The organism is Rhodobacter sp. JA431 (genome assembly GCF_900217725.1).
GTDB classification, from domain to species: Bacteria; Pseudomonadota; Alphaproteobacteria; order Rhodobacterales; family Rhodobacteraceae; genus Rhodobacter; species Rhodobacter aestuarii.
Map to the genome: position 1 here is coordinate 769,552 of NZ_OBMP01000001.1, position 22,860 is coordinate 792,411.

The 22,860-nt window shown below is 60.8% G+C and carries 26 protein-coding genes; 16 read left to right on the forward strand and 10 right to left on the reverse strand.

Going from position 1 to position 22,860, the window contains the following annotated elements:
* Positions 1 to 7 precede the first annotated feature (7 nt).
* Positions 8 to 1,654: an electron transfer flavoprotein-ubiquinone oxidoreductase gene (locus tag CRO18_RS03405; protein WP_076485099.1), complete on the reverse strand. Its 1,647-nt coding sequence runs from the start codon at positions 1,652 to 1,654 to the stop codon at positions 8 to 10.
* Positions 1,655 to 1,912: 258 nt separating this feature from the next.
* Here CRO18_RS03405 and greA point away from each other — a divergent pair, with 258 nt between their 5' ends.
* Together greA and CRO18_RS03415 are read left to right on the forward strand one after the other, a co-directional pair.
* Positions 1,913 to 2,383, forward strand: coding sequence for a transcription elongation factor GreA (greA, locus tag CRO18_RS03410; protein ID WP_076485098.1), 471 nt, complete (start codon positions 1,913 to 1,915; stop codon positions 2,381 to 2,383).
* A gap of 27 nt (positions 2,384 to 2,410) precedes the next feature.
* A complete protein-coding gene (locus tag CRO18_RS03415; protein ID WP_076485097.1) occupies positions 2,411 to 3,445 on the forward strand; it encodes a hypothetical protein in 1,035 nt (344 codons plus the stop codon).
* 10 nt (positions 3,446 to 3,455) lie between these two features.
* Here CRO18_RS03415 and CRO18_RS03420 read toward each other — a convergent pair whose 3' ends face one another.
* Together CRO18_RS03420 and mobA are read right to left on the reverse strand one after the other, a co-directional pair.
* Entirely contained in the window at positions 3,456 to 4,040 is a 585-nt protein-coding gene (locus tag CRO18_RS03420; protein ID WP_097081051.1) for a GNAT family N-acetyltransferase, read from the reverse strand.
* On the reverse strand, positions 4,037 to 4,618 hold the full coding sequence (mobA, locus tag CRO18_RS03425; RefSeq protein ID WP_097081052.1) for a molybdenum cofactor guanylyltransferase MobA: 582 nt from the start codon (positions 4,616 to 4,618) through the stop codon (positions 4,037 to 4,039). The genes CRO18_RS03420 and mobA overlap by 4 nt, the downstream gene beginning before the upstream one ends.
* Before the next feature lie 86 nt (positions 4,619 to 4,704).
* On the opposite strand from mobA, the gene CRO18_RS03430 reads away from it, so the two are divergent.
* Positions 4,705 to 5,439: an AzlC family ABC transporter permease gene (locus CRO18_RS03430; RefSeq protein WP_097081053.1), complete on the forward strand. Its 735-nt coding sequence runs from the start codon at positions 4,705 to 4,707 to the stop codon at positions 5,437 to 5,439.
* Positions 5,436 to 5,777, forward strand: coding sequence for an AzlD domain-containing protein (locus tag CRO18_RS03435; RefSeq protein ID WP_097081054.1), 342 nt, complete (start codon positions 5,436 to 5,438; stop codon positions 5,775 to 5,777). Before CRO18_RS03430 ends, CRO18_RS03435 begins: the two co-directional genes overlap by 4 nt.
* 48 nt (positions 5,778 to 5,825) lie before the next feature.
* Here the strand turns inward: CRO18_RS03435 and CRO18_RS03440 are convergent, their stop codons facing one another.
* The 3 genes from CRO18_RS03440 to CRO18_RS03450 form a co-directional block, all read right to left on the reverse strand.
* Positions 5,826 to 6,452, reverse strand: a complete 627-nt coding sequence (locus CRO18_RS03440; RefSeq protein WP_076485092.1) for a hypothetical protein — start codon at positions 6,450 to 6,452, stop codon at positions 5,826 to 5,828.
* A 154-nt stretch (positions 6,453 to 6,606) separates the two neighbouring features.
* The gene (locus CRO18_RS03445; RefSeq protein WP_097081055.1) at positions 6,607 to 7,641 is read right to left on the reverse strand and encodes an MBL fold metallo-hydrolase; all 1,035 of its coding nucleotides are present in this window, start codon (positions 7,639 to 7,641) and stop codon (positions 6,607 to 6,609) included.
* Complete coding sequence (locus CRO18_RS03450; protein ID WP_097081056.1) at positions 7,638 to 9,320, reverse strand: acyl-CoA dehydrogenase; 1,683 nt, start codon at positions 9,318 to 9,320, stop codon at positions 7,638 to 7,640. Before CRO18_RS03450 ends, CRO18_RS03445 begins: the two co-directional genes overlap by 4 nt.
* A gap of 144 nt (positions 9,321 to 9,464) precedes the next feature.
* Here CRO18_RS03450 and CRO18_RS03455 point away from each other — a divergent pair, with 144 nt between their 5' ends.
* The gene (locus CRO18_RS03455; protein ID WP_097081111.1) at positions 9,465 to 10,415 is read left to right on the forward strand and encodes an L-threonylcarbamoyladenylate synthase; all 951 of its coding nucleotides are present in this window, start codon (positions 9,465 to 9,467) and stop codon (positions 10,413 to 10,415) included.
* A gap of 61 nt (positions 10,416 to 10,476) precedes the next feature.
* Here the strand turns inward: CRO18_RS03455 and CRO18_RS03460 are convergent, their stop codons facing one another.
* Positions 10,477 to 11,040, reverse strand: coding sequence for an NYN domain-containing protein (locus CRO18_RS03460; RefSeq protein ID WP_076485089.1), 564 nt, complete (start codon positions 11,038 to 11,040; stop codon positions 10,477 to 10,479).
* Between the two features lie 138 nt (positions 11,041 to 11,178).
* On the opposite strand from CRO18_RS03460, the gene folK reads away from it, so the two are divergent.
* The 8 genes from folK (at position 11,179) to rnc (ending at position 17,850) form a co-directional block, all read left to right on the forward strand.
* A complete protein-coding gene (folK, locus tag CRO18_RS03465; protein ID WP_097081057.1) occupies positions 11,179 to 11,796 on the forward strand; it encodes a 2-amino-4-hydroxy-6-hydroxymethyldihydropteridine diphosphokinase in 618 nt (205 codons plus the stop codon).
* A gap of 35 nt (positions 11,797 to 11,831) precedes the next feature.
* Positions 11,832 to 12,185: a DNA-directed RNA polymerase subunit omega gene (rpoZ, locus tag CRO18_RS03470; RefSeq protein WP_076485087.1), complete on the forward strand. Its 354-nt coding sequence runs from the start codon at positions 11,832 to 11,834 to the stop codon at positions 12,183 to 12,185.
* A gap of 24 nt (positions 12,186 to 12,209) precedes the next feature.
* Positions 12,210 to 14,327 (forward strand): bifunctional (p)ppGpp synthetase/guanosine-3',5'-bis(diphosphate) 3'-pyrophosphohydrolase, encoded by a 2,118-nt coding sequence (locus tag CRO18_RS03475; RefSeq protein WP_076485086.1) that lies wholly within the window; start codon positions 12,210 to 12,212, stop codon positions 14,325 to 14,327.
* 58 nt (positions 14,328 to 14,385) lie between these two features.
* Positions 14,386 to 15,102 (forward strand): DUF2062 domain-containing protein, encoded by a 717-nt coding sequence (locus tag CRO18_RS03480; RefSeq protein WP_249275978.1) that lies wholly within the window; start codon positions 14,386 to 14,388, stop codon positions 15,100 to 15,102.
* A gap of 64 nt (positions 15,103 to 15,166) precedes the next feature.
* Positions 15,167 to 15,910 (forward strand): pyridoxine 5'-phosphate synthase, encoded by a 744-nt coding sequence (locus CRO18_RS03485; RefSeq protein WP_076485085.1) that lies wholly within the window; start codon positions 15,167 to 15,169, stop codon positions 15,908 to 15,910.
* A 7-nt stretch (positions 15,911 to 15,917) separates the two neighbouring features.
* Positions 15,918 to 16,319, forward strand: a complete 402-nt coding sequence (gene acpS / locus CRO18_RS03490; protein ID WP_097081059.1) for a holo-ACP synthase — start codon at positions 15,918 to 15,920, stop codon at positions 16,317 to 16,319.
* A gap of 53 nt (positions 16,320 to 16,372) precedes the next feature.
* Entirely contained in the window at positions 16,373 to 17,170 is a 798-nt protein-coding gene (gene lepB, locus CRO18_RS03495; RefSeq protein ID WP_076485083.1) for a signal peptidase I, read from the forward strand.
* On the forward strand, positions 17,167 to 17,850 hold the full coding sequence (gene rnc, locus CRO18_RS03500; protein ID WP_076485082.1) for a ribonuclease III: 684 nt from the start codon (positions 17,167 to 17,169) through the stop codon (positions 17,848 to 17,850). Before lepB ends, rnc begins: the two co-directional genes overlap by 4 nt.
* Before the next feature lie 4 nt (positions 17,851 to 17,854).
* Here the strand turns inward: rnc and CRO18_RS03505 are convergent, their stop codons facing one another.
* Positions 17,855 to 18,385 carry a thermonuclease family protein gene (locus tag CRO18_RS03505; RefSeq protein ID WP_249275979.1) on the reverse strand — a complete coding sequence of 177 codons (531 nt, stop codon included), beginning with the start codon at positions 18,383 to 18,385 and terminating at the stop codon, positions 17,855 to 17,857.
* Positions 18,386 to 18,477: 92 nt separating this feature from the next.
* Between CRO18_RS03505 and era the strand changes: the two genes are divergently transcribed.
* The 3 genes from era to recO all read left to right on the forward strand — a co-directional run bounded on the left by era (position 18,478) and on the right by recO (position 20,525).
* On the forward strand, positions 18,478 to 19,389 hold the full coding sequence (gene era / locus CRO18_RS03510) for a GTPase Era (protein WP_076485081.1): 912 nt from the start codon (positions 18,478 to 18,480) through the stop codon (positions 19,387 to 19,389).
* A gap of 2 nt (positions 19,390 to 19,391) precedes the next feature.
* On the forward strand, positions 19,392 to 19,727 hold the full coding sequence (locus tag CRO18_RS03515) for a DUF1491 family protein (RefSeq protein ID WP_097081061.1): 336 nt from the start codon (positions 19,392 to 19,394) through the stop codon (positions 19,725 to 19,727).
* A 75-nt stretch (positions 19,728 to 19,802) separates the two neighbouring features.
* Positions 19,803 to 20,525 carry a DNA repair protein RecO gene (gene recO, locus CRO18_RS03520; protein WP_097081062.1) on the forward strand — a complete coding sequence of 241 codons (723 nt, stop codon included), beginning with the start codon at positions 19,803 to 19,805 and terminating at the stop codon, positions 20,523 to 20,525.
* On the opposite strand, the gene CRO18_RS03525 is transcribed toward recO, so the two are convergent.
* Both CRO18_RS03525 and CRO18_RS03530 read right to left on the reverse strand, forming a co-directional pair.
* Positions 20,516 to 21,019 (reverse strand): GNAT family N-acetyltransferase, encoded by a 504-nt coding sequence (locus tag CRO18_RS03525; protein WP_097081063.1) that lies wholly within the window; start codon positions 21,017 to 21,019, stop codon positions 20,516 to 20,518. The genes recO and CRO18_RS03525 overlap by 10 nt on opposite strands.
* Before the next feature lie 95 nt (positions 21,020 to 21,114).
* Positions 21,115 to 22,758: an acyl-CoA dehydrogenase family protein gene (locus tag CRO18_RS03530; RefSeq protein ID WP_097081064.1), complete on the reverse strand. Its 1,644-nt coding sequence runs from the start codon at positions 22,756 to 22,758 to the stop codon at positions 21,115 to 21,117.
* Between the last annotated feature and the right edge of the window lie 102 nt (positions 22,759 to 22,860).

Sequence of the window (22,860 nt, forward strand, 5' to 3'; positions counted from 1 at the left end):
GCAGGTCTTACATATTCGGGTAGTTCGGGCCGTCGCCACCTTGCGGCGTGGTCCATGTGATGTTCTGCGACGGGTCTTTGATGTCGCAGGTTTTGCAATGGACGCAGTTTTGGAAGTTGATCTGGAACTTCGCATCCGCACCTTCGCCGAGCACCTCATAGACCCCTGCCGGGCAATAGCGCTGCGCCGGTTCGGCATATTTCGCCAAGTTGACCGAAATCGGCACCGACGGATCTTTCAGCTTCAGGTGGCACGGCTGGCTCTCTTCGTGGTTGGTGAAAGAGAAGCTCACGTTGGTCAGCCGATCAAAGCTCAATTTGCCATCGGGTTTCGGATAGTCGATCGGCTTGAATTTGGAGGCCAAGCCAGTATGGGCCGCATCGGTCTTTTTGTGCTTGAGCGTGCCAAAGAACGAGAAGCCAAAGAGTGAGTTGGTCCACATATCAAGACCACCGAGCGCCATCGAAGCCCAGATCCCCCACCACGACCAGATCGGTTTGACGTTGCGAACGGGTTTAAGGTCTTTCGCAATCGGGCCAGAGCGCAGATCGTCTTCATAGGCGGTCAGCTCGTCGCCCTCACGCCCGGCCTTGATCGCCGCCGCTGCTGCATTGGCCGCCGCGATGCCCGAGAGCATGGCATTATGGTTGCCCTTGATGCGCGGCACGTTCACCAGCCCCGCCGAGCAACCCAAAAGCACCACGCCCGGCGCGGTCAGTTTCGGGATCGACTGCCAGCCCCCCTCGGAGATCGCGCGCGCGCCATAGGCCACACGTTTGCCGCCTTCCAAAAGCTCCGCCACCATCGGGTGATGTTTGAAGCGCTGGAACTCCATATAAGGGTAGAGATAGGGGTTTTCGTAGTTCAGGTGGACCACGAAGCCGATGTAAACCTGATTGTTCTCAATGTGGTAGATGAACGACCCGCCGCCCGCATTATGGTCAAGCGGCCAGCCCATCGTGTGGGTCACCGAACCCTCTTTGTGCTTCTTGGGATCGATTTCCCAGATTTCTTTCATGCCAAGCCCGAATTTCTGCGGGCATTTACCTTCGGACAGGTTGAACTTGGCGATAACTTCTTTGCTGAGCGAGCCGCGCACGCCTTCGGACAAGAAGACATATTTGCCCAAAAGCTCCATACCCGGTTCATAGTTCGGGCCGGGGGTGCCGTCAGAGGCCAAGCCCATTTCGCCCGCCACAACACCGGCGACGCGATTGCCATCCCACACGATTTGCGAGCACGACATGCCCGGGAAGATTTCGACGCCCAGTTCCTCGGCCTGTTCGGCGAGCCAGCGGCAGACATTCGCCATCGAGACAATGTAGTTGCCGTGATTCGACATCAGCTTGGGCATCGGCCAATGCGGGATGTTCATGTGCCCATCGCCGCTTAGAAGGTAGAACTTGTCTTCCTTCACCGGGGTTTTGATCGGGGCGCCTTTGGATTTCCAATCCGGGATCAGCGCATCAAGACCGCTGGGGTCGAGCACCGCACCAGAAAGGATATGCGCGCCAACTTCGGAGCCTTTTTCCAACACGACAACGTTCAGATCCGGGTCGATCTGCTTGAGACGGATCGCCGCCGACAGACCGGAGGGGCCAGCCCCCACGATCACCACATCGTATTCCATCGACTCGCGTTCGATCTCGGACATCTCGAGTTCCCTTCAGCCTTCAAAATCGCGTGCTCCGCGCAACTTGGTAGCTTAACTACCGATTTGAAGCAATTGTAACGCCGCACCGCAAAGCAAGATTCTTTCGCAGATGCAGCAACAAGTGGCGGGAATTTGCGTGCACGCCAGCGGCGCCCTATCGCCGAAAAACGCCCCCGGCCCTTGACACCGGACCCGCTTGGCGGATTTACCTTCGTGAAGCGCAAAACAAGTGCAAGCCACAACAGGTCAAGGGCCTCCATGGAAAAGATACCGATGACTCGCGCCGGGTACACAGTGCTCGACGAAGAACTCAAGACGTTGAAAACGGTCGAGCGCCCCTCTGTGATTAAGGCGATTGCCGAAGCGCGCGAGCATGGCGACCTGTCGGAAAACGCCGAATATCATGCCGCGCGTGAAAAGCAGAGCTTTGTCGAGGGCCGGATCAAAGAGCTTGAAGCGATCCTTGGCCGCGCCGAGGTGATCGACCCGACCAAACTTTCGGGCTCGGTCAAATTCGGTGCCACGGTGACTTTGGTGGACGAAGACACCGATGAAGAGCGCACCTATCAGATTGTCGGCGAACATGAAGCCGATCTGGAGCGCGGGCTCTTGAACATCAAATCACCGATTGCGCGCGCGCTTATTGGCAAAGACGAGGGTGACAGCGTCGATGTGCGCACGCCCGGCGGTCAACGCAGCTACGAGATCCTCTCGGTGAAGTTCGTCTGACCGAAGGAAAGGTGAAGGTGGGCAGTCATGGGCGAGCCCGGACCGGACCGTAAGCATCCTGACCCCGGCGTGATGCCGGATAGTCCCGCGGCGCGCACCTCGCGCACCGAATGGATTGCGCTGGGCCTGAGCGCGGTCTGGCTTGGCATGGTCGGGGCGTTTTGGGTGTTTGTTCCTCACGGCAGCTCCGAGGCCGGCCTAGATGCGGCCTCGGTGATTTTGACGCTTGTCGGCATTGTGCTGCCCATTGTGATGATCTGGGTCGCGGCCATCACCACCCGCACCGCGCGTGAAATGCGCGCCGAAGCGCAGGCACTGCGCGCCTCGGTCGAAGCGATGCGCGCCGCGTGGGTGTCCCAAAACCAAGTGCGCAGCGGAGCGGGCCAAGCGCTTGAGAAGAAGCTTGATGAGGTGGCTATGGCCGCACGTCAGGCCGAAACCGCGCTCGCCACCTTTTCGTCGCGTCGCGACCATGGGGCGGTGCAACCCTCGGCCGACCGCAAGGCCGCGCTGGTGCCCCCCAAACCCGCCGCCCCTGTCGATGATCAGCCCACGCTCGCGCTTGGCACCCCGGCAGAAGAATTGGCCCCGCCGGTGTCGATGGCAGATTTCATCCGTGCGATGCAATTCCCCGACAATGCCGAGGACAAAGAGGGCTTCCGGGCCCTGCGCCGCGCGCTTGAAAACCGCACCATGGCGAAGCTGTTGCGTGCCGCCCAAGATGTGCTGAACCTGCTCGCGCAAGATGGCATCTATATGGATGACCTAAAACCCGACCGCGCCCGGCCCGAATTGTGGCGCCGCTTTGCCCAAGGCGAGCGGGGTCGCGAAATCGCCGCGCTTGGCGGTGTGCGCGATCGTTCTTCGCTGGCGCTGACGGCGGGCCGTATGCGCACCGACACGATCTTCCGCGATGCGGCGCACCATTTCCTGCGCCAATTCGACCGGACCTTTGTGGAGTTTGAACAAAACGCCACCGATCAGGAAGTGGCGGAGTTGGCCGAGACCCGCACCGCACGGGCGTTCATGTTGCTGGGTCGCGTGACCGGCACTTTCGACTAAGCTCCACCGATCACACCTGCCGCTCCATCTCCACCACAGTGCGATAGCCGTAAAGCGCGGCCGTGATCCAGCGGTCTACCCGCCCGGTCACGGCAAAGCCGAGCCGGTCATAAAGTTCGCGCGCGCGCAGGTTCTCGCCCACCACATTGAGCCGGACTTTGCCAAAACCCTGTGCCTGTGCTTGCTCGCAAAGCGTTTTCATCAGCGCGCCGCCGAGCCCAAGGCCGCGCGCCTCTTCGGCAACAGCCAGCCCATCAATCGACACCGTCTGATCGGGCAAGTCTTGTGCCAAGATTGCCAAAGCAAAGGCTCGCCATAGCGCCCCAAAGCGACCATAGACCGCGACCAGATCCTCGCGCGTTCCGGCCACGAAAGAGCCTTGCGGGGTGCGAAAGCCCACCACGCCGAGCACCCGGCCCGCTTCATCGGTTGCCGCGATCACATGCGCAGGGTCAATCACCCGCTCGATATAGCGCAGTGCCTTCGGCTCTGGCCCGATCACCCGGCCCAATTTTCCACCAAAAGCGCGCCAATAAAGCCCCGCCGCCTGTGCACGCTGCGCAGGCTCCAGCCCGTGGCGCAGCAATATCTTCACACCGCGCCCCCGCCCAGCGCCGCTTCAGCCCGCGCCAGATCGGCTTGGGTGTTGATATTGGTGAATGGGTCCGGTGTGCCGGGAAAGTCGACCACATGCGCGCCTTCAAGGTAGGGACGCATCCGCCGCTCCCCAGTCTCAAACAACCGATCAAAGCGGGCCAAGTCTGCGGTCAACCAAAGCGCCGCCGTGTAATGCGCGCGTCCTGCATTTTTTGCGTAAGCCGCCCCGCCCGTGGCGAGCAAACGCACCGCAAGATTGGTCGGCAAAAAGGGCGTATCCACCGCCACGGTGACCAAGGCTTGTGCACCCTCGGCATCGGCCCAGCGCAACCCGGCACGCACCCCCACCATCGGCCCCGCGCCCAATTCGGCTTCTGGGTCGGCCAAGACCGGCAAGCCCAAATCGTCAAATCGCGCCGGATCGCCATTGGCCGACAAAGCCAGCACCTTGACCTGTGGCGCGAGCCGCGCCACCACATGAGAGACAAGCGTTTGCCCGCCAAGCGTGATGAGCGCCTTTTCCGCGCCCATACGTTGCCCAGACCCACCTGCCAGCACCAGCCCTGCAATGCGCATATTGCCCCCGATACAATCGCGCCCTTGGCGGCGCAGCCTTCGCCCCCTAGAACTCGCCTATTGCACTCCAACGAGCAAGCCCCACCATGACCAACACGCCCTCCGCGCCTGCTGGACCGCTCTCCGTCGCCTATTGGCGCGGATTTCGGCAGGCTTTGCCCTTCATTTTGGTGATCGCGCCTTTTGGCCTGTTGTTTGGGGTCGCCGGCAATGAGGCGGGCTTTGACCTGCTGGAGGTGATGGGCTTTTCCGTTCTGGTGATCGCGGGCGCCTCGCAATTTACCGCCGTGCAGTTGATGAATGATCACGCCAGCACGGTGATGGTGATTTTGGCAGCACTTGCGGTGAACCTGCGGATGGCAATGTATTCCGCCTCGCTGGCCCCGCATCTGGGCGCGGCATCGACTTGGCAACGCGCATTTGTGGCCTATTCGATGGTCGATCAGGCTTTTGCGCTGGCCGATGCGGATTACAACCGCGCCCCCAAGCAAAGCTTGGCCGCGAAACTGGCCTATTACACCGGCGCCTGCACGCCGATCGTGCCGCTTTGGTATAGCTCCACCCTTGTGGGGGCGCTCTTGGGCAAAGCGATCCCGCCCGCCTTTGCGCTCGATTTTGCCGTTCCGGTGACGTTTTTGGCGATGATCGCGCCGATGCTGCGCTCGATCCCGCATCTCGTCGCAGCTGCAGTCTCTGTGATCATGGCGCTGGTGCTGGCCTTTTTGCCCGCCGGCACCGGGCTGATCATCGCGGCGCTTTTGGCGATGGTCGCAGGCGCGCAAACCGAGCTTTGGCTGACCAAGCGGAGGGCGCTGCAATGACCACAGCAGAATATTACGGCGCGCCGATCACATGGGTGATCATCCTCGCGCTTGGCGTTGGCACCTTCTTTTTGCGTTACTCATTCTTGGGGCTGATCGGCAACCGACCGCTGCCCGAATGGGCGCTACGCTATCTGCGCTACACCGCCGTCGCGGTGCTGCCGGGGCTGGTCGCGCCGCTCGTTCTTTGGCCCTCTGCCACCGGAGGGCAGCCCGACCCCGCACGCCTTGCCGCCGCCGCGGCCACAGTGGGAGTGGGGCTTGTCACCCGCAACACATTTGCGGCGATTCTGGGTGGGCTTGCCACGCTTTACGTGGCGCTCTGGCTGGTCGGCTAAAAAGGCGCGCAAACGCTTGGCCCGCGCGCTTTGCCCCGAACAGAACGCTTAATAGGGCAGGTTCGTGCCGTGTATGAAGGGCTCGGCCTGAATCATCAGCACGCCCGAATTGTCGTCGGGATCATTGTCATAATGATCATCGGTCACCACCCCCGGCAACTGACCAAAGGCTTTTGACAGTTTCACGGGCGAGGTGGTTTGCGGGATGCTCTCAAAGCCCGGAATATCGCGCAAAATGGCCGAGGTTTCATTGGCGCACATCATTTTCGCAACGGCGCCGTTGGCTTCCACCCGGTCAATCAGCGCCTCGGCAATCGCGGGCGAGACAGGCAGAGTTTGTTCACGCACGAACCACGTCTCACGCGAATGATAGTCGATGTAAAATTTATACATCTGATCGGTGATGCCGTAATCGACGTCATTGCGCTCTGGCACAGTCGGGTGCTTCCAGGTCCCGGCCGGGTCAAAGATCACGCGCTCGGACCCGTCGATCATCAGCGCCGAATGCCCACCTGCGCCGGTGGTGGTGCCAATCACCGTAAAAAGCGTCACCGAAGGCGGCTTGCCTGTGGAATAATGCGCCGCTTGCACCGCCTCATCCGGCGCCCAAACCGGCTCCGCACCACAAGCGGCCAGTGCCACAGGGGCCGTCATACAGATGAAAAGTCGGCGCATCTGCCCAATCTCCCACAAGAATATCGCATGATGCGCAGACCATGCCTTGCTCGCGTGAAACACGGACGACAACGCAAAGACAACCGCCGCCCGCCTGAAAGGACCGAGAAAATGTGCAGGTGTTCCGTCTGGGCAACGCCGGGGCGCGGCGAAATTAGACAGGGCTCCAGTAAGAGACACCCTCGCGCATTTCGCGCTTAATTTCACCGCGCAGATAGAGGTGGTTCAAATGCGCCACGGCTTCCACCAGTGCGAGCCCATATTCGGACATGCCGATCTCGCGTTTGAACAGCACCGGGAAACACTCCACCGCCGTATGCGGACGCTCCGCCAAACGCGTGCGCAACCGCGCAAGTGCGCCTTCGTGATTGTCGATCATTTGGCGAAGGCGGAGCGGCAGGCCGTAGAACGGCAACTTGTGGCCCGGCAAAACCAAGTGATCTTCGCGCGCATGGGGCTGGAAGGCACGGCAGCTTTCGATCCAATCCGCTACCGGATCGGCCAAGGGTTCGGAAGCATAGGCGCCCAGATTGGCCGAGATTGAGGGCAAAAGCTGATCGCCGCCCAAGATCAGCCCGTCATCCTCGCTCCACAGGGTCGCATGATCGGGCGCATGGCCCTGCCCGATCCGCACCCGCCAATTGCGGCCCGCCGCGCGGATCACATCGCCCTCGGCCATATTGCGGAACCCAAGCGGCAAAGGGTGCACGCAATCGGCAAAGTTGAAGGGGCGCTCTGTCGCGCGAAACTCAAGCAACACCGGGTCCATGCCCGCGGCGCGCCAAAAATCTATGGTCTCGGGCACCGGCAGCGCTTGCTCATCAAGGCAGAGCATCCGGGCAAACAACCAACTGGTGCGGGTGGTCCAAAGCTCGGCCCCGCGTGCCTGCAACCAGCCCGCAAGACCAATATGATCGGGGTGGTAATGCGTCACGATCACCCGGCGAACGGGCTTGCCCGAAAGCGGGCCATCCAGCGCGCGGGTCAGCGCCTCAAGACAGGCGCTCGCATTCATCCCCGGATCGACAAGCGTCCAGCCATCATCATCATCCAGCGCATAGGCATTGACGTGATCCAGCGCGAGCGGCAGCGGCAAGCGCAACAACAAGACCCCTTCGGCGACCTCGATCGTGTCACCAAAAGCGGGCGGGGTTTCAATCGGGTAGCTCAGGCCGTTCTTTGTTTTCATGCCCCGAGGTCTTCAGGCGAAAGCGCGTAAAGGTCAACCGCCCCCGCCCGCACAGATGCGAGATCAGCCTCCGCCTGCGGCAAAATCCGGCGAATATAAACCGCCGCCAATTTTGCGCGCACCTCGTCAACGAGGGCCGCTTTCAAATGGTAATGCGCCCCCAACACCCGCGCGAAGGCGCGCAGATAGGGCACCGCCCCCGCAAACCGATCTTGCGTGCCTTGGGCGATCAGGCCCTCGGTCGCTTCGCGCATGGTTTCAGCGGCTTGCCAAACGGCTTCTGCCAGATCGGGCAGGGTCTCGCGTGCGGCTTTGGCGGCATCTTCCACCTCTTGCAAAAGACGGAACGCAGCACGACCATCGTCCATCATTTTGCGGCCCACAAGGTCCATCGCCTGAATGCCATTGGTGCCTTCATAAATCGCCGTCACGCGGACATCGCGCAGATATTGCGCGGCGCCCGTTTCTTCCACAAAGCCCATGCCACCATGCACCTGAATGCCCTGATCGGCGACATGGATGCCCACATCGGTGCCATAGGCCTTGGCAATCGGGGTCAAAAGCGCGGCGCGGGCATGCCAATCGGCCTCACCCGTCGCACGCCCCATATCCAGCGCCACCGCGCAAGCGAGCGCGATGGAGCGCGCGGCAAAAATCTCTGCACGCATTTCCGCCAGCATCCGGCGGACATCCGCATGTTCAATGATGGGCGCGAATTGCACCCGCTCTTGCGCATAGGCGAGCGCCTTTTGATAAGCGCCCTCGGCCACGCCAATGCCTTGCACACCCACAGCCAGCCGCGCGTTATTCATCATCGTGAACATCGCGGCCATGCCTTTGCCGGGCTCCCCTACCAGCCAGCCGGTCGCGCCTTCAAAGCTCATCACGCAAGTGGGGGAGCCATGCAGGCCCATTTTATGCTCAAGTGACACGACCTTGAGACTGTTCGCCGTGCTCGGATTGCCCGCCGCATCAGGAAGAAACTTCGGCACCATGAAAAGCGAAATCCCCTTGGTGCCCGGCACCGCATCGGGGAGCCGCGCCAAAACAAGGTGGCAGACGTTTTCCACCATGTCGCTGTCGCCCCAAGAGATGAAAATCTTCTGCCCGGTGATCGCATAGGTGCCATCGCCCAAAGGCTCGGCCTTGCTGCGCAGCGCCCCCACATCTGAGCCCGCCTGCGGTTCGGTCAGGTTCATCGTGCCCGACCATTCACCGGAAATCAGCTTGGGCAGGTAAAGCGCTTTCAACGCATCGCTGGCGTGGTGCTCCAGCGCCTCGATTTGGCCTTGGGTCAAAAGCGGCTTGAGTTGCAGCGCAAGATTGGCCCCCGACATCATATCATTGATCGCAACGCACAGAGTTTGCGGCAACCCCATCCCGCCAAACTCATGCGACGCCGCCACGGCAACCCAATGCCCCTCGGCAATTTGCGCATAAGCCTCTTTGAAGCCGGGGCTGGTGCGCATCACACCGTTTTCCAGCTTGGCGGGATGCAAATCCCCCGCGCGCAAAAGCGGCGCCATCACCTCATCACAGAGTTTCCCCGCCTCAAGCAAAACCGCTTCCACGGTATCCCCCGTGGCCTCGGCAAAGCGCTCGGTGGCCGCCACCGGTGCAAGCGGCACCACCTTGTCGAGAATGAAGCGAATATCGGCAACGGGGGAGCGATAGGCCATGACAGTCTCCTCAAGGCGGTCGGCGGCGCGCTTGGCAAATGGCCCTCGCGCGCGTATGTGCTGAAATCAGAAGTCAGGGGCAGGTTACCGCAGGGGAAAGCTCCGTCTACTGCAACGCAGCGTCACAAAAGGACCATGCCGGAAATGACCGAACGTCTGGGGGCCGATGCCGCAGGGCTGGCACGCGCGAGCACACTGTTGCACGCAGGCGCGCTGGTCGCCTTCCCGACCGAGACGGTCTATGGCCTTGGCGGTGATGCACGCAATGGAACCGCCGTTGCCGGGATTTTTGCCGCCAAAGGGCGGCCGCAATTCAACCCGCTCATCGTGCATGTAGCCGATATGGCGATGGCGGAAGAGATTGCCGTGTTTACCCCGCAAGCGCGAGACTTGGCGCGAGCGTTTTGGCCCGGCCCGCTGACACTGGTTTTGCCCCTGCGCATAGAGGCTGGGATTTCGGATTTGGTAAGTGCTGGGCTTGAGACGGTGGCCTTGCGCCTGCCCGCGCATCCCCTTGCCCGCGCGCTCTTGGAAACCTTTGGCGGCCCGCTTGCCGCGCCTTCGGCCAACCCATCCGGCAAAGTCAGCCCAACCGAAGCGGATCATGTGCTAGAAGGTCTGTCGGGCAAGATCGCTGCGGTGCTGGATGGTGGGGCCTGCGCGGTGGGCGTTGAATCGACAATCCTGTCCCTTGATCCACCCACGATGCTGCGCCCCGGTGGCCTGCCTGCAGAGACCTTGGAAGAGGCGCTTGGCGCGTCCTTGGCCAGCGGTGGCAATGCGGCCAAGCCCAATGCCCCGGGCCAACTGACTTCACATTACGCCCCCGGCGCAGCGGTGCGGCTCAACGCAACGGAAAAACGTGATGGGGAAGTGTTCATCGGCTTTGGCTCCGGCCCGCAAGCCGATCTGACGCTTTCCGCCACGGCGGATTTGGTTGAAGCTGCGGCGGCCCTTTTCGCTACGCTGCGGGCAGCCGACAAACTGGCCACGGCGCGCAACGCTACCGCAATTGCGGTTGCCCCAATCCCCGAAACGGGTCTTGGTCGCGCCATCAACGACCGGCTACGCCGCGCCGCTGCTCCACGCGACTGAGCGCGCCATGCAAAAAGGCGGCGGGAGTGGACCGCCGCCTTTTGCATTTGTGTAGAAGAGATCAGGCTTCCGCCGTCTCAACGCCTTCGCGCGGCTCACGCGGCGGCCGCCCGATCACGTCACGCAGCGCGTCGAGCTCGATGAAATTGTCGGCCTGACGGCGCAACTCATCGGCGATCATCGGCGGCTGGCTACGGATCGTGGACACAACCGATACGCGCACGCCCATGCGTTGCAGCGCTTCCACGAGCGGACGGAAATCCCCGTCGCCCGAGAACAGAACCGCATGATCAAGCCGCGGCGCGAGTTCCATCGCATTGACCGCCAGCTCGATATCCATGTTGCCCTTCACCTTCCGGCGGCCCATGGAATCAGTGTATTCCTTCGCCGGCTTGGTCACCATGGCGTAGCCATTGTAGTGCAACCAATCCACCAGCGGGCGGATCGGGGAGTACTCCTCGTTTTCGAGCAGTGCTGTGTAGTAGAAAGCCCGGACCAGCTTACCACGGCGTTCAAATTCTTGCCGTAGGAGCTTGTAATCGATGTCGAATCCTAGCGCTTTGGCAGCCGCATAAAGATTCGAACCGTCGATAAAGAGCGCCAGACGTTCGTCTTTGTAAAACATCAATAAGTCCTTTCCATCGGTTCCGCGGCGGCCTATGCCGAGTGGTTGACGCGGAAATCGATATGCACAATACGCCGCAGAAACCGTCTGATAGAGCGCGTGGATAACAAGCGCCGAGTGGGGAAGGTATCTGTCTTTATGTATACTAGCACGTTTTTTATTGCTTTCGGCGCGAATCTTCCAAGTTTTGTTGGGTCACCGGCACAAAGCATTGTGACGGCTATGGATTTTTTGCGCTCAGAGGCACTCAACCTAAAGGCGATTAGTCGATTTTATCGTTCACCCGCATTTCCGGCCGGTTCGGGCCCCGACTATGTGAACGGTTGTGCCGTATTTGAAGCGACCCTGCCCGCCGAAGCCACCCTCGCTGCGCTACATCGGGTCGAGGCGCGTCTTGGGAGGGTGCGCGAAAAGCGTTGGGGAGCGCGCGGCATTGATCTGGACCTGATCGCCGTCGGTCAAACCATCCTGCCCGATCCCCAAACACAGGCCCATTGGCGTGGCCTGCCACTTGAACAGCAAATGACTGAAGCTCCAGACCAATTGATTTTGCCGCATCCAAGGCTGGCGGATCGTGCTTTTGTGCTGATTCCCTTCGCCGAAATCGCCCCGCTGTGGCGCCATCCGGCAACAGGCAAAACCGTGCAGGAAATGGTGCAGAGCCTTGATCCGGCCGAAAAAGCCGCGCTTGTGCCGTTTTCTGCGCCGTTTGGCGGAGTGGGCGGCTTGTCAAGCCCGGATCAAGCGACTAAGTAGGCGGTTCACACCTCCCCGTTCTTCTGGAGATGATCATGGCCCGCGTGACGGTTGAAGACTGCGTTGACAAGGTTCCGAACCGCTTCGAGCTGGTAATGCTCGCGGCCCATCGTGCGCGCGAAGTGGCCGCCGGTGCCCCGCTCACGATTGATCGTGACAATGACAAGAACCCGGTGGTCGCGCTGCGCGAAATCGCCGAAGAAACCCAACTGGCCGACGATCTGCGCGAGCGCCTGATCGAAAGCAACCAGACCCAGATCGAAGTCGACGAACCCGAAGAGGATTCGATGGCGATGCTGATGTCGGGTGAAGTGGACCGTCCGAAAGCGGACGACATGGACGAAGAGCGCATGCTGCGCGCGCTGATGGACGCGCAAGGCCGCGAATAAGACCAAGGGGGCGAGCGCGCGCGAATGATCGACGTCGAAGACCTGATCGCGCTCGTTCGCAACTATAACCCGCGCTGCAATGCTGATCTGATCCGCCGAGCTTACGCCTACGGTCTCCAGATGCACGAGGGGCAGTTCCGTCACTCGGGCGAGCCCTATTTTACGCATCCCGTCGCCGTCGCGGCGATTTTGACCGAGCAGCGGCTTGATGATGCCACCATCGTCACCGCGCTTTTGCACGACACAATCGAAGACACCCGCTCGACCTATACCGAGGTCGAAGCGATGTTCGGCAATGAAATCGCCGAATTGGTCGATGGCGTCACCAAGCTGACCAACCTGCAACTTTCGTCGAGCGCCACGAAACAGGCGGAAAACTTCCGCAAGCTGTTCATGGCGATGTCGAAAGACTTGCGGGTGATCTTGGTGAAGCTGGCCGACCGTTTGCACAATATGCGCACGATCCGCTCCATGCGCCCTGAAAAACAGGCCCAAAAGGCACGCGAAACGATGGAGATTTTCGCGCCGCTAGCTGGCCGGATGGGGATGCAATGGATGCGCGAGGAGTTGGAAGACCTCGCCTTCAAAGTGCTCAACCACGAAGCGCGCACCTCGATCATTCGCCGTTTCGTTTCCTTGCAAAAGGAATCGGGCGATGTGATCTCGCAGATCACCGCCGACATTCGCCATGAGTTGGAAAAGGCGGGGGTCGAGGCCGATGTCTTTGGCCGCGCCAAACGCCCCTATTCGATCTGGCGCAAGATGGAAGAGAAGAGCCTCACCTTCTCGCGCCTGTCCGATATTTACGGCTTCCGCGTCATCACCCAAGACGTGGCGGATTGCTACACCGTGCTTGGCCTCATTCACCAGCGCTGGCGCTCGGTGCCGGGGCGGTTCAAAGATTACATCAGCCAACCGAAATCGAACGGCTATCGCTCAATCCACACCACGGTGTCGGGGCGCGATGGCAAACGGGTTGAGGTGCAAATTCGGACCCGGCAGATGCACGAGGTGGCCGAGGCGGGCGTGGCCGCGCATTGGTCCTACCGTGATGGCGAACGCGCGCTGAACCCCTTTGCCGTGGATCCGGCCAAATGGCTGAAATCGCTCAATGAACGCTTTGGCGAAGGCGATCACGACGAATTCCTCGAGAACGTCAAGCTCGAGATGTATTCGGACCAAGTGTTCTGCTTCACGCCCAAGGGCGATGTGATCAAACTTCCCAAAGGCGCCACGCCGATTGACTTTGCCTATGCGATCCACACCCGGATCGGCAATTCCTGCGTGGGCGCGAAGGTGGACGGCATTCGCGTGCCGCTGTGGACCCGGCTTAAAAACGGCCAATCGGTCGAGGTGATCACCGCCGCAGGTCAGCGCCCGCAGCCCACTTGGCTTGATATTGTGGCCACCGGTCGCGCCAAAGCGTCGATCCGCAAAAGCCTACGTGAAGAAGACCGAGGCCGGTTTGTCAAACTCGGCACCGAGCTCGCGCGGGTGGCCTTTGAGCATATTGGCCGCAAAGTCTCCGACAAAGCCTTGCGCACGGCGGCCAAAACCTTGGGCCTGCCGGATGAAACCGAGCTTCTGGCCCAGCTTGGCTCTGCCGAAATTACTGCGCGCGAAGTGGTGGAAACACTCTATCCCGAACTTGCAACGCGCGGCCCGGCCACGATTGAACCCAGCCGCGCTGTGCTTGGGCTTGGCGCGGACCAAAGCTTCCGCCGCGCAGCCTGCTGCCATCCGCTGCCGGGCGAGCGAATCGTCGGCATCACCTATCGCGGTCAGGGCGTAGTGATCCATGCAATCGACTGCCCCGCGCTTGAAGAATTTGAAGACCAGCCCGCACGCTGGGTGGACCTGCATTGGCAAGAGGGCGAACACCCGCCCGCCTATTCGGTTTCGCTCAAGCTCACGATCTCGAATGATGCCGGGGTGCTTGGCCATATCTGCACGCTGATCGGCGCGCAAAAAGCCAACATTTCCGACCTGAATTTTGTCGATCGCAAACCAGACTTTTACTCGCTTGTCGTAGAGGTCGAGTTACGCGATGCCGAACACCTGCACAGACTTCTGACAGCCCTTGAGGCAGAATCAGATGTGGCGCAGGTGGAACGCTGGCGAGATCTGGCGCGCAAGCCCTGATGGGGGCGGAAGGGAAGACGTGGTTTTCAAGAGGCGAAACAAGCGCAGCTGGCAGGCGGTGCTGCGAGACTCGCTTTGGCCGCGCGGCGGCTGGGGGCGGGCCTTTACTTATATTCGTCACCGGCTGAACCGTCTGCCCGACCCGCCGCACCGGATTGCCCGCGGTATCTTCATCGGTATCTTCGTGTCCTTCACGCCGCTTTTTGGCATTCACCTGATTGTGGCGGCTGTGCTGGCCAAGCTTTTCCGCGGCAATGTGCTGGCCTCGCTCTTTGCGACGGTGATCGGCAATCCGCTGACCTTCCCGCTGATCGCGCTCAGCGCCATCAAGCTGGGCCACTGGATGACATGGGAAAGCTATGATGCGAGCCATGCCGAAGGGCTGCTTGATATCTTTGCCCAAGCCTTTGTCGATACACGCCACAATCTGATCGCCATTTTCACCAGCGCCCCGACGCAATGGAGCGGGATGTCCGAGTTTTTCTATGACATCTTCCTGCCCTATCTTCTGGGCGGTGTAGTCATGGGAACGGTTGCCGGGGCGATTGGCTATTACATCGCGCTACCACTGGTGACGGCCTATCAAAAAGCACGCAAATTGCGGCTGAAGGCACGGCTTGCGAAGCTTAAAGCGAAGCTGCCACAACGCAAAACCGTTGAAGATGAGCCTGTGGAATGTGCACCCGAGGGTGCCTTGGTCGCCCCACAGAAGATCCAGTCGAACGAAGCCGCCGAAAAGAACGATAAAACCGATCACGAACCGGGGCGTGGCTAAGCGGCATCTTCCCTCTGCGCAAAGCTTTGGGCATAGTGGCGCCAATGATCCCCCGGAGGCCCCAATGACCCGTTCGATCCGCCTTGGCGTCAACATCGACCATGTGGCCACGCTGCGCAATGCTCGCGGCGCGTCCTACCCGAGCCCCTTGCGCGCGGCGCTTTTGGCACAGGAGGCCGGGGCCGATGGGATCACCGCGCATTTGCGCGAAGACCGCCGCCATATCTCGGATGCCGACATGGCGGAACTGAAGGCCAATTTGCGCATTCCGCTCAACTTCGAAATGGCGGCAACCGAGGAAATGCAGCGCATTTCCGTTGCGACCAAACCCCATGCTGTCTGCCTTGTGCCGGAAAAGCGCCAAGAGCGCACCACCGAAGGCGGGCTTGACGTAATCAAAGATCAAGCGCGGCTCACCGCCTATATCGCGCCACTGCGTCAGGCGGGGGCGCGGGTGTCGATGTTCATCGCCCCTGATCCGCGCCAGATTGAGGCCTCTGCCGCGATTGGGGCCGCAGTGGTTGAGCTACATACGGGCCATTATTGCGACCTGCATTACGCAGGCAAATTCGCCGAACGCGATGCCGAGCTTGCCGCTTTGCGCAAAGGCGCGGCGCTCGCCGCCAGCCTTGGGCTAGAGGTCCATGCGGGTCACGGGTTGACCTATGAAACCGTGATGCCGATTGCCGAAATCCCGGAAATTGCCGAACTCAACATCGGCCATTTCCTGATTGCCGAGTCGGTCTTCATCGGGCTTGGTCCGGCAATTGCGGAAATGCGGCGGCTGATGGACGCAGCCCGGGCGTGAGCAACGCATGATCCTTGGCATCGGCTCTGACCTTGCAAATATCGAACGCATCGCCGGAACGCTGGAGCGGTTCGGCGATCGTTTCCGCACCCGCGTCTTCACCCCCACCGAAATCGCCAAAGCCGAACGCCGCGCCGATACGCCGGGCACCTATGCCAAGCGATGGGCCGCAAAAGAGGCCTGTTCCAAGGCCTTGGGCACCGGGCTTGCGATGGGCATTTCATGGAAAGACATGGCGGTGGTAAATCTGCCAACGGGCCAACCAATTATGGAACTGACCGGCTGGGCCGCAGAGCGGCTCGCCAAAATGACCCCCGAAGGCCATGAGGCCATCGTGCATGTCACACTCACCGATGATCACCCTTGGGCACAAGCTTTCGTGGTGATCGAGGCCCGCCCGCTTCCTTGACTTGATCCCCGTGACGCGCCAAGGAAGGCAAAGTTTTTAAGAAGAGGCAGAGCATGGCCAGCAAATCCGAAGGCGGCATCGGCGAAACCCTCCGCACCCTATTTTGGGCGTTGGTGATTGCCGGGGTCTTTCGTACCCTTTTCTTCCAGCCGTTCTGGATTCCCTCGGGCTCGATGAAGGACACGCTGCTGATCGGCGACTTCCTCTTCGTCAACAAAATGGCCTATGGCTATTCGCGCTATTCTTGCCCCTTCGCAGGGCCAGATTTCTCGCCCTGCCCGGTCGAGGGGCGGATCTTCGCCTCAGAGCCCGAACGCGGCGATGTGGTGGTGTTTCGCCATCCCACCAAGAACGTCGATTTCATCAAACGGCTGATCGGCTTACCGGGTGATAAAATCCAGATGGTGCGGGGCATTTTGCACATCAACGGCACGCCGGTGAAGCTGCAAGACGGTGGCCAATTCGTCGAAACCTATGAGCCGCAAGGCCCGCAAGGGGGCCGCCCGCGCTGCGCCAATGAGCCGGTGGGCGAAGGCGCCGATTGCATCAAACCGCGCCAGATCGAAACGCTCCCGAATGGCGTGAGCCACGACATTCTGAACATCATCAATGGCGGTCGCGCCGATGATACGCCGGTCTTCACCGTGCCCGAAGGCCATTACTTCTTCATGGGCGACAACCGCGACAATTCCGAAGACAGCCGCTTCCCGCAAAGCATTGGCGGCGTGGGCTTTGTGCCGGCGGAATATCTGGTGGGCCGCGCCGACCGGGTGATGTTCTCTTCGGCGGGCAAATCGCTCTTCTACTTCTGGACCTGGCGGTCGGATCGGTTCTTCAAGGCGGTGGAATGAAGGTCTCGGCGGATCTCGCCGCGTTCATGACGCGGCTCGGCCATAGCTTTGAAAAACCAGAAATTCTGGTGCGGGCGCTCACGCATTCCTCGCTGGGCTCCCCGACCCGGCCCGACAACCAGCGGCTGGAATTTCTGGGCGACCGCGTATTGGGGCTTTCGATGGCCGAGGCGCTGTTTCGCGCCGACCGTGCCGCCTCTGAGGGCCAGCTAGCGCCGCGCTTCAATGCGCTTGTGCGCAAAGAAACCTGCGCCGCTGTCGCGCGCGAGATCGACCTTGGAGCGGTGCTCAAACTCGGCCGGTCTGAAATGATGTCAGGCGGGCGCCGCAAGGAAGCGCTTCTGGGCGATGCGATGGAGGCGGTGATTGCCGCCGTCTATCTGGACGCAGGGTTTGAGGTCGCCAAGGCGCTTGTGTTGCGGCTTTGGGGCAAGCGTATCGACACGGTCGAACAAGATGCCCGTGACCCGAAAACCGCGCTGCAAGAATGGGCGCAGGCGCGCGGCATGGCCCCGCCGCGCTATGAAACGCTTGGCCGCGATGGCCCCGACCACGCGCCCAAGTTTCGCATCGCCGTGCAACTCGACTCAGGCGATAGCGAAGAGGCCGTGGCTGGCTCCAAACGCCAAGCCGAACAAGCCGCCGCCAAGGCGCTGCTGGCGCGGTTGGAACAAGGCTAAGCAGCTAATTGTGCGGCATACGCCCACGTTGGCGCGCGGCGGCGCGCCATAGCTTCTTGCGTGCATCAGGCGCCTCCAGTCCGCGATATTTACCACCCGAGAACTTGGGCCAGTCGAGCGCGTAACCAGCTTTCACCATCTCGGCAGAGAGATCGCGTCCATCTTCAAGATAACAGGTCGCGACCACCCGTTCATGACTTGCGTCGCCCGTCAACTCGGCGCGAACAACCTGATCCTTACAAAGGGCATGAAGCATCCATTTGGCTTTCTTTCCATAGGGATGGTCCATCTCTGGGGCATCAATTCCCGCCAATCGGATACGGGTCTTATTTATGATGATCGTATCGCCATCAACGATCCAACATTTGCCGGAAAGAACTTGGGAAACAGCCTCAAAGCAGATTTCCGTCGTTTGCACCGAAACAGCAGTGATTTTCGAGGCGGAGGCTCGCGCATCAACCGCTTGCGCCCTGTGCGGCAGTGTTTTGCGCCGGGGTTTCTGCGAACCAATCAATATTCGGACAAGCCGACGCACCAATCTCATGAAATTCCCTTTTTACAAAATCCGGTTCGCGCTAGCCTTGCGCACCGGAATGGACTATCCCGCAGCAAACTTCAGGAGTCCAGATGACCGAAACCACCCGCGCGGGCTTTGTTGCCCTGATCGGCGAACCCAATGCCGGCAAGTCTACCCTGCTCAACCAGATGGTCGGCGCGAAGGTCTCGATCGTCACCCATAAGGTGCAAACCACACGCGCCCGCATTCGCGGGGTGTGCATGGCTGGTCAAAGCCAAATCGTCTTTGTCGATACCCCCGGCATCTTTCGTCCGCGCCGCCGCCTTGACCGGGCGATGGTCACCGCCGCTTGGGGGGGCGCCGCCGATGCCGATATCGTGGTGCTCCTGATTGAGGCCCATCGCGGCCTGACCGATGGGGTGATGGCGATTTTGGAAGCGCTGAAATCGCGCGAAGGCACGCAACCCGTCGCGCTTGCCATCAACAAGATCGACAAGGTGAAAGCCGAGCGGCTTTTGGAATTGGCCGAGAAAGCCAATGCCGAATTCCCCTTTGTGCGGACCTTTATGATCTCGGCCGAAAAGGGCTATGGCGTGGACGATCTGCGGAGTTGGCTTGCGGGTGAATTGCCCGTTGGCCCGTGGTATTACCCCGAGGACCAGATCGCCGACCTGCCGATGCGTATGATCGCCGCCGAAGTGACCCGCGAAAAGCTGACCCTGCGGCTGCATGAAGAACTGCCCTATCAGTTGACCGTCGAGACGGAAAACTGGGAAGAACGCCCCGATGGCTCCGCCCGGATCGACCAGGTGATCTATGTTAGCCGCGATGGCCATAAGGGCATTGTGCTGGGCAAGGGTGGCGAGACGATCAAGGGCATCTCCACCGCCGCGCGCCATGATCTGGCCGATTTCATGGGCCGCCCGGTGCATCTGTTCTTGCAGGTGAAGGTGCGCGAGAACTGGCAAGACGAAGCCGAGCGCTATTCGGAAATGGGGCTCGACTTCAAGGACGGCAACTGACCATGCCGCCCCGTTTGCGCGCCGAACTTTGGGTGCGGGCTTATCTCAAACGGTTGGAGTTGAACAATATCCCCGCCTATATCGCCGCCAAGGGGCAACCCGATAGCGGTGCGGTGATGGTGAAATGCGCCACGCTGGATGGGCAGGCAAAGCTTTACACCCGCCGGTTTGACCTGATGACCGATAGCGAGGCTTGGGCGGTGCTGACCGAAGGTGCTGAGCGTGAGGTGGATGAAAGCATCCGCAAGCAACGCAGCTTTGACCCCGATCTTTGGGTGATCGAACTCGAAGCTCGGCATGGCCGCACGCTTTTGGAAGAAGACGGTCTGAAAGACTGACTTTCCCCTTCGACTTTGTCCAAATATCCTCGGGGGGTTCGGGGGGCAGACAGCCCCCCGCCTGTGGCGAAACAGATGGACTGGCAAGACCAAGGCACGATCCTTTCAACCCGCCTGCATGGCGAAAGCTCCGCGATTGTCGAGGTGTTTACGGCCATGCATGGCCGCCACCTTGGCGTGGTACGCGGCGGGGCATCGCGCAAGATGGCGGCCACATTGATGCCGGGCAGCCATGTCGCGCTTAACTGGCGCGCGCGGCTTGAGGATCATTTGGGCAGTTTCACCGTTGAGCCGTTGGAATCGCGTGCGGGCGCGCTTTCTGATCGGCTCGCGCTGATGGGGCTCAATTCGGTTTGTGCGATGCTGTCCTTTGTGCTGGCCGAGCGCGACCCGCATCCGCGTCTTTACGCAGCAACCGAGCCGCTTTTCACCGTGATCGGGCAAGCGGCGGAGGGCTGGGTGGTGGATTACCTGCACTGGGAAATGGCACTGCTTGAAGAGCTTGGCAGCGGACTCGACCTCACCCGCTGCGCGGTCACCGGCACGCGCGATGATCTGGCCTATGTTTCACCTCGCTCAGGCAGGGCAGTGAGCCGCGCGGGCGCGGGCGATTGGGCCCCGCGCCTGTTGCCTTTGCCGCTGTGCCTTTTGGGCCAAGGCCCGGCCACTTGGGGGGAGATTGGCGAGGGCCTCTCCCTCACCGGCCACTTCCTGACCCGCTTTGCCGAAGATCATGCCCGCAAACAATTGCCAGAGGCGCGACGGCGGTTGATCGACGCCATTGCCCGTCAGGGCTGAGGGCGATCATCGAGCACCAGTTGCATCAGCGCCAAATCAAGCCATCGCCCGAATTTTTTGCCCACTTGGCGCATCACGCCAACGTCGGCAAAGCCCAGCCGCGCGTGCAGGCGGATTGAACCCGTATTCGCCGCATCAATCGCCGCCACCATAACATGAAAGCCCTCCGCCCGCGCGCGGGCAATCAGCGCCGCCATCAACTGCGCGCCCTTGCCCCCGGAGCGATGATCCGGGTGGACATAGACCGAATGTTCGACCGTCAACCGATAGCCATCATGCGGACGAAACGGGCCAAAGCTGGCATAGCCCAAGGCCTGCCCGCTTTCGTCCCAGACCAGCACCGGAAAGCCCGCCGCTTGGCGCTCAGCAATCCACGCACGGCGGTTTTCGGCATCCACCAAAATCTCGTTCCAGATCGCAGTCGAGTTTTGCACGGCGTCATTATAGATCGTGCAAATCGCTTCAGCATCCTCAGGGCGGGCATCACGGATCATGGCGGTCTCCTTTCCCGCCAGATTGCGCGAAACCTTTGGAGGCGCAATAAAAAACGGGGCCAAGAATGGCCCCGCTTGATGCAATTTGAAACGGCTCAACCCAGCAGGCGACGCGCAATCACTTGCGCCTGAATTTCCGCCGCACCCTCGAAGATGTTCAAGATGCGGGCGTCACACAGGATACGCGAGATCGTGTATTCGAGCGCAAAGCCGTTGCCGCCGTGGATTTGCAGCGCATTGTCCGAGCACGCCCAAGCCACGCGCGCACCGAGCAGTTTCGCCATACCCGCTTCCACGTCACAGCGATGGCCGTGGTCTTTCTCCCAAGCCGAGAAATAGGTCAGCTGCCGCGCGATCATGATTTCGACCGCCATCATCGCCAGCTTGCCGCCGACGCGCGGAAACTCGATCAGCGATTTGCCAAATTGCTTGCGGTCGATCGCATATTGCATCCCGATCTCGCAAGCCGCCTGCGCCACACCCACGGCGCGGGCAGCGGTTTGGATGCGGGCCGATTCAAAGGTTTCCATAAGCTGTTTGAAGCCTTTGCCGGTCTCGCCGCCCAGAAGGTTTTCGCCCTTCACGCGGAAGCCATCAAAGCCCAGCTCATATTCCTTCATGCCGCGATAGCCCAAAACCTCGATCTCGCCGCCGGTCATGCCCGGCGTCGGGAAGGGGTTGTCATCGGTGCCCGGGGTCTTTTCTGCCAAGAACATCGACAGGCCGCGCCAATCGGTGGTGTCAGGCTCGGTGCGGGCCAGAAGCGTCATCACATGGGTGCGTTGGGCGTGAGTGATCCAAGTTTTGTTGCCCGTCACCACCCAGTCATCGCCATCCTTTACCGCACGGGTGCGCAGGCTCCCAAGGTCCGAGCCGGTGTTCGGTTCGGTGAAAACAGCGGTCGAAAGGATCTCGCCCGAGGCCAGCCCCGGCAGCCATTTTTGCTTTTGTTCCTCGGTACCGCCGCAAATGATCAGTTCCGCGGCAATCTCGGACCGCGTGCCGAGCGAACCGACGCCAATGTAACCGCGCGAAAGCTCCTCGGTCACCACCACCATCGAGGCTTTGGACAGGCCCAACCCGCCATATTCTTCCGGGATGGTCAGCCCGAACACGCCCAGTTCGGCCAGTTCCTCGATGATCTCCATCGGGATCAGTTCGTCTTTCAGGTGCCATTCATGCGCATTCGGGATCACGCGTTCCTCGGCATAGCGGTGGAACTGATCGCGGATCATTTCCAACTCTTCATCCAAGCCTGAGGTACCAAAGAGCGCGCGGCCTTGGTTGTCTTGCATCCGCGCAACCAGCGCCATACGCGCGGCATTGGTATTGCCCTCAGCCATCAGTTTGCGCGCGGCCTCCGACGGCTCCCACGCAACGCCAAGGTCGGTCAGGCGCGCGGTTTCGCCTTGGCTCATCGGGATGCCACCGGCAATCTGGTTGAGGTATTCGCCAAAGCCGATTTGCAGGATAAGCTGCTCCATCTCACCAAACTGGCCCGCCTCGGCGACACGGCCCGCCCAGCCGCGCAGTTGGATCAGCGACTGATTATAGGTGGCGAGCCACGCCAACGCATGGGCCGTAAATTGGTCCTCTTCCAGCGCGGCATTGGAGATTTTGTCGCCCCGGCTGACTTTAGCCTTCAGGCCCGCAGTCGCCTCGGCGGTCAGTTTCGCAATCTCGGGAAGCGTCGCCTCAGTCAGCGCAAGCAGGTCGGCAAGAAGGATCGTCTCGGTCATGTCAGCCCCATCTGCGCCGGGATTCGGCGCGGTTGTTTTGCGGTTCCCGAGTGCTTAGGCATTTTGCAGGTGCAGCGCAATAAAAATTCGCGCGAAGCTTAA